This is a genomic window from Anaerofustis butyriciformans, from assembly GCF_036289385.1.
GTDB lineage: Bacteria > Bacillota > Clostridia > Eubacteriales > Anaerofustaceae > Anaerofustis > Anaerofustis butyriciformans.
Genome location: NZ_JAYFFH010000007.1, coordinates 78,272 through 91,808, shown reverse-complemented (window position 1 = coordinate 91,808; position 13,537 = coordinate 78,272). Strand labels below are relative to the sequence as shown.

At 29.4% G+C, this 13,537-nt stretch carries 15 protein-coding genes; 5 read left to right on the top strand and 10 right to left on the bottom strand.

Annotated elements, in window-relative coordinates; genetic code table 11:
* The first annotated feature begins 324 nt into the window (after positions 1 to 324).
* The 3 genes from glmS (at position 325) to V2W16_RS09385 (ending at position 3,271) form a co-directional block, all read left to right on the top strand.
* Positions 325 to 2,154 (top strand): glutamine--fructose-6-phosphate transaminase (isomerizing), encoded by a 1,830-nt coding sequence (gene glmS / locus V2W16_RS09395; protein WP_329384820.1) that lies wholly within the window; start codon positions 325 to 327, stop codon positions 2,152 to 2,154.
* Positions 2,155 to 2,354: 200 nt separating this feature from the next.
* On the top strand, positions 2,355 to 2,834 hold the full coding sequence (locus V2W16_RS09390; protein ID WP_329384816.1) for a QueT transporter family protein: 480 nt from the start codon (positions 2,355 to 2,357) through the stop codon (positions 2,832 to 2,834).
* A complete protein-coding gene (locus tag V2W16_RS09385; protein ID WP_329384813.1) occupies positions 2,834 to 3,271 on the top strand; it encodes a nucleoside deaminase in 438 nt (145 codons plus the stop codon). Before V2W16_RS09390 ends, V2W16_RS09385 begins: the two co-directional genes overlap by 1 nt.
* A gap of 28 nt (positions 3,272 to 3,299) precedes the next feature.
* Here the strand turns inward: V2W16_RS09385 and V2W16_RS09380 are convergent, their stop codons facing one another.
* The 5 genes from V2W16_RS09380 to V2W16_RS09360 all read right to left on the bottom strand — a co-directional run bounded on the left by V2W16_RS09380 (position 3,300) and on the right by V2W16_RS09360 (position 7,725).
* A complete protein-coding gene (locus V2W16_RS09380; protein WP_329384810.1) occupies positions 3,300 to 4,580 on the bottom strand; it encodes a patatin-like phospholipase domain-containing protein in 1,281 nt (426 codons plus the stop codon).
* Positions 4,581 to 4,684: 104 nt separating this feature from the next.
* Entirely contained in the window at positions 4,685 to 4,957 is a 273-nt protein-coding gene (locus V2W16_RS09375; protein WP_329384807.1) for an HU family DNA-binding protein, read from the bottom strand.
* A 78-nt stretch (positions 4,958 to 5,035) separates the two neighbouring features.
* Positions 5,036 to 6,379, bottom strand: a complete 1,344-nt coding sequence (mazG, locus tag V2W16_RS09370; protein ID WP_329384804.1) for a nucleoside triphosphate pyrophosphohydrolase — start codon at positions 6,377 to 6,379, stop codon at positions 5,036 to 5,038.
* A gap of 17 nt (positions 6,380 to 6,396) precedes the next feature.
* Entirely contained in the window at positions 6,397 to 7,179 is a 783-nt protein-coding gene (locus V2W16_RS09365) for a ZIP family metal transporter (RefSeq protein ID WP_425353961.1), read from the bottom strand.
* Between the two features lie 162 nt (positions 7,180 to 7,341).
* Positions 7,342 to 7,725 (bottom strand): VOC family protein, encoded by a 384-nt coding sequence (locus V2W16_RS09360; RefSeq protein ID WP_138268655.1) that lies wholly within the window; start codon positions 7,723 to 7,725, stop codon positions 7,342 to 7,344.
* Positions 7,726 to 7,873: 148 nt separating this feature from the next.
* Here V2W16_RS09360 and V2W16_RS09355 point away from each other — a divergent pair, with 148 nt between their 5' ends.
* Positions 7,874 to 8,248 (top strand): DUF4186 domain-containing protein, encoded by a 375-nt coding sequence (locus V2W16_RS09355; protein WP_138268654.1) that lies wholly within the window; start codon positions 7,874 to 7,876, stop codon positions 8,246 to 8,248.
* An 18-nt stretch (positions 8,249 to 8,266) separates the two neighbouring features.
* Here the strand turns inward: V2W16_RS09355 and V2W16_RS09350 are convergent, their stop codons facing one another.
* From V2W16_RS09350 to V2W16_RS09330, 5 genes are all read right to left on the bottom strand, one after another.
* Entirely contained in the window at positions 8,267 to 8,497 is a 231-nt protein-coding gene (locus V2W16_RS09350) for a KH domain-containing protein (protein WP_138268653.1), read from the bottom strand.
* Between the two features lie 12 nt (positions 8,498 to 8,509).
* Entirely contained in the window at positions 8,510 to 8,752 is a 243-nt protein-coding gene (gene rpsP, locus V2W16_RS09345; protein ID WP_138268652.1) for a 30S ribosomal protein S16, read from the bottom strand.
* Positions 8,753 to 8,820: 68 nt separating this feature from the next.
* Positions 8,821 to 10,143, bottom strand: coding sequence for a signal recognition particle protein (ffh, locus tag V2W16_RS09340; RefSeq protein WP_138268651.1), 1,323 nt, complete (start codon positions 10,141 to 10,143; stop codon positions 8,821 to 8,823).
* Between the two features lie 10 nt (positions 10,144 to 10,153).
* Entirely contained in the window at positions 10,154 to 10,468 is a 315-nt protein-coding gene (ylxM, locus tag V2W16_RS09335; RefSeq protein WP_138268650.1) for a YlxM family DNA-binding protein, read from the bottom strand.
* Between the two features lie 182 nt (positions 10,469 to 10,650).
* Positions 10,651 to 11,979, bottom strand: a complete 1,329-nt coding sequence (locus tag V2W16_RS09330) for a RuBisCO large subunit C-terminal-like domain-containing protein (protein WP_329384795.1) — start codon at positions 11,977 to 11,979, stop codon at positions 10,651 to 10,653.
* 345 nt (positions 11,980 to 12,324) lie between these two features.
* On the opposite strand from V2W16_RS09330, the gene V2W16_RS09325 reads away from it, so the two are divergent.
* Positions 12,325 to 13,494, top strand: a complete 1,170-nt coding sequence (locus tag V2W16_RS09325) for a polysaccharide deacetylase family protein (RefSeq protein WP_329384792.1) — start codon at positions 12,325 to 12,327, stop codon at positions 13,492 to 13,494.
* Positions 13,495 to 13,537: the final 43 nt, after the last annotated feature.

Below are 13,537 nucleotides of genomic sequence, written 5' to 3'. Positions count from 1 at the left end.
AATGCTTTTTAAGCATTTTTTTTATTTGCAAATTTTCTGAATATTAAAAAATAATTAATTTAGTTTTATATTCCATATTATTTTGTTATAATGTATAAAGGAGGTTTATAGACTGGGAATTTAACAAATAAAAGCGCCAGAACCGAATTCCCAAATATATTTTAAGGTTGACGAGGTAAAGGGCTTATCGATTTTTCGGCGGATACCCTTTGGGATTTAAAGTTATTCCTTACAGCTTAAGACAAAACTTAAAAGTAATTTTAAGGACAAAACTTAGCTTAATACTTTATAAAAAATAAAATTATTTTAAGGAGAACGTATAATATGTGCGGAATAGTAGGTTATATAGGTAACAAAAAAGCCAGCGACATTTTAGTAGATGGACTGGAAAAACTTGAATACAGAGGATATGATTCAGCAGGGATTGCTGTTTTTGAAGATGGACAAATAACAATAAGAAAACACAAAGGCAGACTTGACAATTTAAAAGAAAGCTTAAAAGAAAAAGACATTAACGGTCATGTAGGTATTGGACATACAAGATGGGCTACACACGGTGAACCATCAGATATAAACTCTCACCCACACGCAAGTCATAACGGTAAATTTGTAATAGTTCATAACGGTATCATAGAAAATTACATTGAATTAAAAGAAGATCTTGTAAAAAAAGGATTTAGATTTATTTCAGATACAGATACAGAAGTTGTTGCTCATTTACTTGAAGATTTAGATAATGGTGATTTATTATCAACAGTAAAAGAAGCTACAAAAAAATTATCAGGCTCATACGCTTTAGCTGTTATGTGCAAAGATGACCCTGAAGAACTTGTTGCAGTAAGAAAAGACAGTCCTTTAATTATTGGTAAAGGAGAAGGCGAAAACTTTATCGCAAGTGATATACCTGCAGTATTAAAACATACAAGAGATATTTATCTACTTGATGATGATGAAATTGCTGTAATAACAAAAGATAATATTTCAATTTATGATAATGAAGGCAACAAAGTTGGAAAACAAATTTTAAAAGTTAACTGGGATGCTGCCGGTGCAGAAAAAGGCGGATATGAACATTTCATGTTAAAAGAAATCCACGAACAACCAAGAGCAATCAGAGATACTTTAAGAGGAAGACTTGATGTAGAAAAACACGAAGTAAAACTTGATGATATTACAATAACAAAAGAAGATTTAGATAAAATCAACAAAATTTATATTGTAGCTTGTGGTACTGCTTACTATGCAGGAAACGTAGGTAAAAACGTAATAGAAAAATATGCAAGAATTCCAGTTGAAGTTGATATAGCAAGTGAATTTAGATATAGAAATCCAATTATAGACGAACATACTCTTCTTATTTCAATTTCTCAATCAGGAGAAACAGCAGATACTCTTGCAGCAATGAGACTTGCAAAAGCTCAAGGAGCCAGAGTACTTGCAGTAACAAACGTAGTAGGAAGTACTGTTTCAAGAGAAGCAAGCGACGTATTATATACATGGGCAGGTCCTGAAATTGCCGTTGCTTCAACAAAAGCATATTCTACACAAGTTGTAAGTATGTACTTAATTGCTTTATTATTCGGTAAATTAACAGGGAAATTAAGTGATGAAGATTTTGAAACAATAGCAGGCGGATTAATGTCAATAGACAAAAACGTTGAAAATGTTCTAGCAAGAGAAGAAGAAATCAAAAAAATAGCTTATGAACATTTCAAAGTACACGATGTATTCTTCCTTGGTAGAGGTCTTGATTACTTCTTATCACTTGAAGGTTCTTTAAAAATGAAAGAAATTTCATACATTCATTCAGAAGCTTATCAAGCTGGAGAATTAAAACACGGACCTATCGCATTAGTTGAAGAAGGAACTCTTATTATAGCTCTTTGTACTCAAGATGCTTTATTTGAAAAAATGCTAAGCAACATTAAAGAAGTTGTTGCAAGAGGTGCTTATATCGTAGCTTTTGCAAAAGAACAAAACTCAAATGTTGAAAAAGAAGCAAATAAAGTAATGTATATAGATAATGTAATTGATGATTTAACTGTAATACCTACAGTTGTATATCTTCAAACTCTTGCATACTACCTTGCAGTTGCAAGAAACTGTGACGTTGATAAACCAAGAAACTTGGCTAAATCTGTTACAGTAGAATAATAAGGTTAATAACATTTAGTATAAGAGGCAAAAACAAGAGGGACTTCCCTCTTGTTTTTACTGGTATATGAAACGTCGTGGTTTCATGGTTTTTCATATACCCTTTAGGGGTACCTAAGGCTGTTATACTTGTTATTATATATAACAAATACCACGAACTCTTTTTATAAGAGCTTTTTTGTGGTGGATAGGAGCCAATTATGCAAAACAGTAAAATTCAATTTATCACAAAAGCTGCAATAATAGCAGCTATCTACACAGTATGCACAATGCTTATCTCTCCACTTGCTTTTGGAGAAAATCAAGTAAGAATATCGGAAGCTTTAAATGTATTGGTATACTTTACACCATCGGCTGTTCCGGGATTATTTGTAGGATGCATTTTATCAAACCTTGCAAGTCCTTTTGGAATCATCGATATCGCTTTCGGTTCTCTTGCTACTTTACTTGCGGGAATGGTTGCAAGCAAAATAAAAAACAAATACCTTGTAGGAATTCCAAGTATTCTTTTTAACGGTGTATTTGTTGGATTTGTTTTATATAAAATGTCAGCAGTTCCATTCATTGCAGGATTCATAAGCGTATGCATAGGACAAGCGATAAGCCTATATGTTATAGGACTTCCTCTATTATTAGTAATAGAAAAAAATGAAAAATTAAGGACACTTTTATCTCACTAATGAATGAATATATACTTCTGGCTTTAGAAGAAGCTAAAAAAAGCAATGATGACATTCCTGTGGGCGCAGTTATTGTAAAAAACAATAAAGTAATATCAAAAGCCCACAATGAAGTTATAAAGAGAAATGATTCAACGGCTCACGCAGAAATAATAGCAATTAAAGAGGCTTGCAAAAAACTTAATACCTATAATTTAAGCGGTTGCACCATATATTCAACATTAGAGCCCTGTCCTATGTGCACAGGAGCTATAATAAACGCAAAAATAGATAAAGTAGTATATGGAGCAATGGACACAAGCTATGGAGCTTGTGGAAGTAAATATAATCTCTTAAATAACAATAAAGCCAAGAAAATAGAAGTATATGCGGGAATAGAAGAAGATAAATGTAAAACAATAATAAAAGATTTTTTTAAAACAATAAGAAAAAAATAAAAGCAAGGGGTACCCACCTTGCTTTTTTTTAATATAGTAAATATAATAATGTTACAATGCCAAGTCTCATTTTATCGTTTATTTTATTAAAAATATTAACATAAAGTCTTTCATAATTTCTTGGGTTTGAACTTACAAGAAGTAAAAAATAATCCAAGAAATTATCTTTATTCACACTTAAAATCTCTTCTTTACTATTTATCATTTTTGATAAATAGTTTTTATCTTCAATTTTTCTTAAATGAGAATTAACTTCATGTTTATATATTTTCTCAATTTCATTTTTTAACTTCGTAAAAGTATATTTTTCTTTTTCTTCAATACCAAATATATTAGATAAATTTTCCATTAAGGAAATTAAAGCATTATTCTCTTTTCTATATTCGGAAAATCTTATCATATCACAAAGGGTTTTTCTTATTAAATTCTTATTGTTAGAATCTAAATCTAAAAGCTCCATAATAAGATAATCTTTATTATCATTGAAACTATCTCCCATATGTTTTTCAAATAAAGTATAAGAAGAATCATTCTCAAAATTTATATAATAGTATTTTCCACAAACCTTTTTTAAAACTTTTAAAGTATTCAAATACCCTATTTTTATATGCTCTTTCATTACGTCAGTATTGTATTTATCTTCAAGTTCCAAAAAGTCACTGCTTTTAATTATTGTTATTTTTTTCAATGAAGATTTATCTACCATTTCTTCTATGGATATTATATTTTCGTATCCATTTTCCACAAGTACATCAATTAAATTACCATTATAATTTTGCATTCCCCCCATATTTGAATCCATATTTGAAATTTCAGGGAAACATACACAAAGTAAGATATATGAATGAAGCTGTCCTTTAGGAATATCATCAATACTTAAAGATGTAAATTCCATTGTGTTTAAATCTATTACATCAAAAAAAAGCTTAATATCGCTATTTCTTACATCATCTTCATTTATATATTCTCTTAAAGCTTTTTTAAGATCTTTTAATCTTTTATCTGTAGATAGAAATTTTGCAAACTCTTTAACAAAGCCTTTTTTAGATAACTTAGACCATGAATGTTCATATAAGCCTGCTATAAGATTGTTTACTTTAAACAAATTCTTTCCAACTGCCATTGTCCAAAATTTAACAATCTTATCCATATCTTTCATAGAAAAAAAAGCAGCATTTATAGCCCCCATACCTCCCGCACAAACAGCCTTAAACTTCATATCACTTTCCATAAATGCGGCAAATGAGCCTATTTCATAAAACTTTTTACTGCCATCTAAATTAAGTATAATTGCATCATAATCAGGCATCGTATCACTCCTATTTTTTAGTAAGATTATTATAGCATAAAGAACAATAAAAAAATACCTTATATATTAGGTATCTTTTTATTTTATTATATTAAAAAATTTAATTAGTTTAAAGAATCTTTTAAAGCCTTACCTGCTTTGAAAACTGGAGCTTTGCTTGCTGGAATAGTAATTTGTTCTTTAGTTTGAGGATTGATACCTTTTCTTTCTGCTCTTTCTCTTACTTCAAAAGTACCGAAACCTACTAATGAAACTTTATCTTCTTTTTTTAATGTTTCTGTTACAGTTTCAATAAATGCTCCTAAACAGTTATCACATTCTTTTTTTGTAAGTCCAGTTTTTTCGCTTAAAGCGCTTACTAATTCTGATTTATTCATTCTAAATTTTCCTCCAAATTAATTTTTGTTGATATATCAACTTTTAAACTCTAGATTATATTTTACCAAAAAAATTATTTATTTCAATAGTATTTTAGCCATTTCCCAATATTTTTCCAAATTTTCTTGGTCCAAACACATTATATTTTTACTATCCTTTTCGATTAGTTCTTCCATTAAAACAAAACGGCTTATAAACTTGTTTGTAGAAGAATTTAAAGCCTCCTCAGAGTTTATTCCCATTAGCCTTAAAACATTTACCACACTAAAAAGCAAATCCCCCGCTTCCATAAATAGGTTATCTTCATTTTTCCCTATTTCATTTTTAAACTCTTCAATTTCTTCATAAAGTTTGCTTAAAGCATCTTTGTAATCTGCAAAATCAAAATTTGCATCTCCTGCTCTCTTTTGAATTTTTTGTGCATATAAAAGTGCCGGAAAACCTTTTGGAACATCTAATAAAGTCTGTCTGAAATTTATAAAAGATTTCTCTTCCTTTTTAACACTATTCCAAACAGCTACAGTGTCATCCCCTTCTAAAACAGTATCTGAAAATACATAAGGATGTCTTCTTATCAACTTGCTTGAAACATTTAAAATTACATCTTTATAATCAAATTCTTTACTTTCTTTAGCTATTTGACTATGAAGAGCTATTTGCATAAGTAAATCTCCAAGTTCATCGCTTAAGGCATTCATATCTTCCTTATCAAGAGCATCAAGAACCTCATAAGACTCTTCTATTAAATGTTTCTTTAAACTCTTATGAGTCTGTTTTCTATCCCAAGGACAACCCTTATCGCTTCTAAGATAATCAATAAGTTCCATAAATGCATCAAAACTTCCTTTTACATCAGTAAAATTCTGCTTATCTATGGCTAATGTAAAAACCCCTTCTGTAAAAGATTCATCAAAATCTTTTAATTTTATTTTGTCTGTTTTATCTTCTTTTATTACATATATTATTATGTTTTCACTAAAACTTTTTAAAAGTTTTTCTTTTAAAGAAGAGAAATTATTTTTATCAATATTTTTAATAATATTTATACCGCTAAAATCTATATTTATATTTTCGTCAATTCTTAAATCTATTATTTTATAATTACTATTTTTACCAAATAAAATATTTACTAGATTATTTTCATCTAAAGTTATATTTAGTGAATTATCATCAAACATTAACTCAACAAAATCACGGTATTTATTTGTATCAAAAATAACAGTTATATCTTTATTATTAGCAATTTCATTTTTAAAGTTATTATAATCATTAAAATCAAAACTAATACTTTTTTTTAGAATATTATTCTCATATAAATCTTTTTGAATAATAACATTATCCATAGTTTCAATTTTATTTTTTATCTTTAATGTTATTTCATTTATATCTTTTATATTTAATACAAAAATATTTTTTTTCATTTGTATACCTCGTTATATTAACCTAAAGCAACGTCTAAAATCATCATAATTAAAAAACCTATAGAAAAACCTATAGTTCCCAAATTGGAGTGACTTCCAATAGAAGACTCTGGAATAAGCTCTTCAACAACAACATATATCATTGCACCTGCAGCAAAAGACAATAAATACGGTAAAAATGATACTATATATGATGATAATAAAATCGTAATAAACGCACCTATTGGCTCTACAGTGCCCGACAATACTCCATATGAAAAAGCCTTCTTTTTACTTACGCCTTCATTTATAAGAGGCATTGAAATAACAGCCCCTTCCGGAAAATTTTGAATCGCTATACCTACTGATAATGCAATTGCACCTGCAAGAGTTATACCTGCACTGTTTGTTAAAAATCCGCTAAAAACTACCCCAACAGCCATTCCTTCAGGTATATTATGAAGAGTTACCGCAAGAACAAGCATTGTTGATTTTTTAAGACTGCTTTCCATCCCCTCTTTAGAATTATCTATGTGCATATGCGGAATAAGTTTATCAAGTAAAAGTAGAAAAAGTATTCCAAGAATAAAACCTATTGCTGCAGGTAAAAAAGAAAATTTACCCAAGCTTTCTGACATATCTATTGAAGGAATTAATAAAGACCATACAGAAGCCGCAACCATAACTCCTGAGGCAAACCCAAGAAGTAAATTCTGCATACTTCGCTTCATATCTTTTTTTAATAAAAAAACACATCCGGCACCAAGAGAAGTGCCTAAAAACGGAATTAGAATTCCTATTATTGTATTTATGTTAAACATAACTCCCCTCCTTATTCTAAACATTAGTTATTGCTAACAATATTATATAAAAATTTACTGTTTACTATATTTTTTAACAATATACTATTATATAAAAATTATGTCAACAAATTAATAATAAAAAAAGAGATAAATTTTTATTTATCTCTTTAAATTTTTAAATTATTTTTTCTCTCTGATAATTTCTATATCATAACCGTCAGGATCTGTAACAAAGAAATAATTTGGTTTATTTCCTTTTAATCCGTAAAAATCTGTTACCTTATATCCTTTTTTGGCAAGTTCATCGTGTGCAGCTTCCAAATCTTCAACATAAAATGCAAGGTGAGCAAATCCGTTTCCGATTTCATATGGTTTTTCAGGATCATAATTATATGTTAGCTCAACTTCACAAGTTTTGTTAACATCTTCCAAAAATACCAAACAAAAATCTCCAGGATAATCTTTTCTTCTTGTTTCTTTCATTCCTAGAGCTCCTACGTAAAACTCCAAGCTCTTATCTAAATCAAAGACTCTTATGCTTGTATGCCCAAATCTAAAATTCATTTTCGTACCTCCTTTTAATTATTTTTATTATATCATAAAATTTTATCCCCCAATAAATAAATTAAAAAAATAGCTACAATATTGACAAAACATATAATGACTTGTATAACATAAATATATCTAATAAATATTATAAAAGGAATATATAATGAACGAAAAATACATTCAAGATAAATTAAATGCTTTATCAAAATCTAAATTTAGAAGCAGTTTTCATTTAAAGAAGAAAGATATAGAATATATTGATAAAAAAGGTATAAATACAATAAAAAGCCATGCTTTTGACTTCATAGAAAAAAGAATAGCACCACAATACATAAAAAACGATGGAAAACAAACACCAACTAAAAACCACCCTGTATTCATCGCTCAGCATGCTACAGCAACATGCTGCAGAAATTGTTTATATAAATGGCACCATATACAAAAAAATAAACAACTTAATCAAGAAGAACAAGAATACATAGTAAAAGTAATAATGGAATGGATAAAAAAAGAATATAAAAAAGAACCCAAACAATAATAGTTTGAGTTCTTATTTTTATTCTTCAATATCTAAAACAACCCTTTTATCAGCTTTTATTGCAGCAGCTTTTAAAACATTTCTTATTGCTTTCGCAATTCTACCTTGCTTTCCGATAACTTTACCCATGTCATCTTTAGCAACTTTAAGCTTAATTACTGTTAAATGTTCCTTTTCAATTTGTTTTACACAAACTTCTTCGGGACTGTCAACCAAAGCTTTTGCAATTGTTTCAATTAATTCAACCATATTGGTCTCCTATTATTTTATAATACCGTTTTGTTTGAATAACTTAGCAACAGTATCAGTTGGTTTAGCACCTTTGTTTAACCATTCTTGAGCTTTTTCAGCATTAATTTCAATGCTTTTTTCTCCAACTGGTTTATATCTTCCGATTAAGTCGATGCTTTTACCATCTCTTGCTGTTCTTTCATCTGCTACTACGATTCTGTAGTATGGTTGTTTTTTTGAACCCATTCTTTTTAATCTGATTTTTACTGCCATGTTTTTTCTCCTTTTATTTTAATAATTATATTTTTATATTAAAGAAATTAAATTTCTTTTTTGACTTGTTACATAAACGGGAATTTCATCTTAGGTAATCTCATCTTACCTGAATTAAGCTGTTTCATCATTTTTTTACTTTGTTCAAATCCCGTTAAAAGTTTATTTACATCACTTACTTTTGTACCGCTTCCAGCAGCTATTCTCTTTCTTCTGCTGGCATTGATGATACTTGGATTTTGTCTTTCCTTTATTGTCATTGACTGTATTATTGCTTTTTGTCTTACAAGCTCTCTTTCATCTATTGATAAATTCTTAAGCTTTCCTGCACCCGGAAGCATAGATAGTATACTTTCAATTCCACCCATTTTACTCATGCTTTCCATTTGATCAAGAAAATCTTCCAAAGTAAAAGAGTTCTTTCTTAATTTTGCTTCCATCTTCTTAGCTTCTTCTTCGTTATATACGCTTTCCGCTTTTTCTATCAAAGAAAGAACGTCACCCATACCAAGAATTCTTGATGCTACTCTATCAGGATGGAAAGGTTCAAAGTCTTCCATTTTTTCACCAAATGCAGAAAACTTAATAGGCTTATTTGTTATATAAGTAACACTAAGTGCCGCACCGCCTCTTGCATCAGAGTCAAGTTTTGAAAGAATGAAACCTGTAATTTCAAGATTTTCATCGAAAGCTTTTGCTGCATCTACGGCTTGTTGTCCCATTAAAGAGTCTATTACAAATAGTGTTTCGTCAGGATTAATAACTTTTTTAACCTTTACGGCTTCTTCCATCATTTCACTGTCAACATGTTGTCTACCGGCCGTATCTACGATTACAATATCAGCGCCTTTACTTTTTGCATATTCAACACCTTTTTTTGCAATCTTTCCTGCATCTTTACTATCAAGTGAAAATACCTCAATATCAAGACCTTCACCAAGAATTTTAAGTTGATCTACCGCTGCGGCTCTGTGAATATCACAAGCTACAAACACAACTTTTTTATTCTTTTTATTTTTAAAATAGTTACCCATTTTACCGATACTTGTAGTTTTACCACTACCTTGTACCCCGACAACCATAATAACAGTCGGAGGAGTGGATGAAAAGTTTATATCTCTGCTTTCCCCTCCAAGCAAATCGATAAGTTCATTGTTAACTATCTTAATAACTTGTTGTCCCGGAGTCAAAGATTTTAAAACCTCTTCCCCCATACATTTTTCTTTTAAATTTTTTGCAAATGTTTTTACTACTTTATAGTTTACATCAGCTTCAAGTAAGGACATTCTTATTTCTCTTAAAGCTGCATCGATATCTTTTTCTGTAAGTTTTCCTTTTCCTCTTAACTTTTTAAAAGTTTCCTGTAATTTATCACCTAAAGCCTGAAACATAGAAACCTCCTTATAGGTTTTCCTTTACCTTCTCTATTAAAGATAAAGCCTCTTTATTATCAATCAAAGCTTCTGCTTTTTCAAGCATTTTAATGTTTTGTTCATATTTATTTAATAACTGTAATTTATCATCATAATCAGATATTATTTTTTCTGCCCTTTTTAAAGTATCATAAACACCTTGTCTAGAGATATTCAAAATACTTGCAATTTCACTTAGTGATATATCATCACTGTAATAATATTCAAGCACTTTATACTGTTTTTGAGTAAGAAGAGATGCATATATATCTATTAAATACGACATCTTAAAATATTTTTCCATACTACTCTCCTTATACTGACTAAAGGATTATAACAAAAGGAAAAGACATTGTCAAGGTTTTTTACTTGACAATTAAAATACTTTTTTTTAATAATAAAAAAAACAACCCCCAACTATCGTTGGGGGTAATAATTTATTCTTTTTAAGAGGAAAACATGACTTTATGTTATAAACTCAAAAGTTTATTTTTTCATGTCAAATAAATCTTCTTTTTCACCACATCCCCAATCATCAAGAGCGATTTGAAGATCCGGTTTATCTTTTGCATATTCTCTTAATGGAATACCAGCCATAGCAGCATCAATTGCTTGTCTTAGAGATCTTGCACCTGCTGTAGCACCGTTTCTATGTCCATGAACAGCACCGCCTGCTGCAATCATAACATCAGTACCAACTTCATAAATTGTTTCTGGAACAACACCTTGATACATTCCACCGCTTGGTGCAGGAAGACAATCTTTAATATTATGGAATTTCATCTTAAGATCTCTACAAGTTCTTAAGTATGAATCTCTAAGTACAGGAATCTTACCATAATAGTTTGTTGTTATTGCCATATCAGCTCCGGCAAGTCTTACAAGTTTACCCCAAAGTAATGCTACGGCAACACCTGTATCAGGAGAGTAAGATTGTGCTGCAGCATAGTCAGGATGTGACATAATAGGAACTTGAATATTAGGGTCTTCAGCTAACATTCTAAGAGCTGAGAAACCTGCTGTATATGTATTAATCATTAAAGCATTTGCACCTGCATCTAAAGCTCTGTATGCAAGGTCTTTAATCTTAAAGCTGTCTTCTGTTAAGTTAACAGTATATAAATGTTTTTCACCTGTTTGTTCATAAGCTCGAAGACCTGCTTCTGTTATTGCTTTAACTCTTTTTTCAATAGGACACCATGCAGGATCCGCAACAAGAAGTTCATCATCTTTTATTACATCAATACCGCCAACATAAGCATCCCCTGCCATTATTGCACCTTGTTCAGGAGTCCAACCTGTATCAGGTTTAATCATTGCACAAGTAAGTGGTCTTTCAGGAATATCAAGAATTTCTCTTACGCCTTTTATACCAAATTTTGGACCTTGGAAATGGTCTGTATATTCTTTAGGGAATTCAAGGTCTACAAGTTTTAATCTTGCAGCAGAAATATTACCTATTGCAGTTGTAAAAATCATTGGGAAATTAGTTCCTATGTTTTCCCAAGGGAAAGCAAGTCTAACTATCATATCTCTGTATTGTATTCCGTCAGGAAGTTCTCTGTCATAAGCAGGTGTTTCATAAATACCAATAACTTTTGCAGCATGTCTTTCAACAATGTCATCTGTTTCAAAAGGAACATCAATCCATGTACCTGTTGCTTGTTCTGCAGCTATTGATTCTGCAAATTTGGCAAGGTCAAGTTCCATAGGATTATTTCCTTTACCTCTCATATAATATGTAGCAACAATATATTTGCTCATATCTAAACTTTCACTACATTGGAACATCAAAGGGTTATATTTTTGTTTCATTATAAAAATCCTCCTTAAACTTTAAGTATTTAACCGTCTACCCTTAAATGTAAAAACAACTTTATAAACATAGTCCTGTCTTTACGCTTTTATATTAACATGGTAATTATGTTTTGTCAATATTATAATTTATATTTTACTTTTATTTCTATTTAAAATAACTTAATGTTATAATATTATTAACAAGTAACAAAATAAAAACAACAAATAAACTATAATGGTTATATACACCATTATAAAAACATATATATTGTTAAAAAGCAAAAAACATCTTAAAATTAGAAAATATTTTTTTCTACTTAACATATATTTTAATGTAACAAATAAAAAGAGAGGTAAAAACAATTGTCAAACAAAAATAAACATAATGATGATTTTAGAAAAAAGATTACCAATCTAAATATGTTTATAAAAAAACAAAGGTATTACATTATAATTTTAGTACTTCTTTGTTTTATTGCCATGTTAGTATCTTTTAATATAAATAAATTTTCAGCTTATATAAATACTCAAAACGAAGTAGAGATAAAAGAAGATGTATCAAAGACAGATATTGACTATAAAAATATTAAACCAAATGAAGCCGGTGATATTTTAGTTGTTATGTACCACAGTATAGATGATAAAAAGAATCACTATCCATGGCACAGAAGCAAAAAAGAATTTAAAGAAGATTTGGAATATATGTACCAAAACGGATATGTTTTAATTTCCATGAAAGAGTATTTAAGCAATGATATAGATATACCTGCAGGGAAAACCCCTATTTTGCTAACTTTTGATGATGGATTAAAAAGCTGTTTTTCCCTTGTAAAAAATAAAGAAGGAAAACTTGTAGTAAATGATGATACACTTATAGGGATTCTTGAAAATTTTAAAGCCGAGCATCCCGATTTTGGAAATGGAGGAGTTTTATATATAACAGACAATCCATTTGAATATGATGCCTACCATAACAGTAAATCAGAAGGCACCTATGAGGATAAATTCAGAGTTTTACAGGAATTAGGATATGAGATAGGAAATCATACTTATAGCCATTATAATATGAATGAGCTAAGTAATAGCGAGATAACAAAAGAAATAGGAAAAGTAAATAATTTAGTTTATAACAACACAAATAAAAACAAGACTGTTTATTTAGCTTATCCATATGGTGATAAACCAAACAAAAATGGATTAAAAGCTGTAAAAAGCGGAACATATAAAGACATTTCATACAATATAGAAAGCGCAGTTCTTGCAGCACCGGAAAAACCTTATTTTACAAATCCAATAAAAAATGACTTTGATCCTTATTATATAAGCAGAGCTATAGCAAATAAAGGACAACACCAAGATATGTACTGGTATTTTGATTATTATAAAAAAAATCCGGATAAAAAATATATTTCAGACGGAGATAAGAGTGTTTTATCTATTCCATCAAATTATAAAGAAAGCATAAACACTGCAAAAATAAAGGGTTGCAATGTTATCTATTATAACGAAAAAACTTTTGAAAAAATAAATTAAAAAAATGTTAATTTATACTTGACATAATCTTTGCATTGTTATA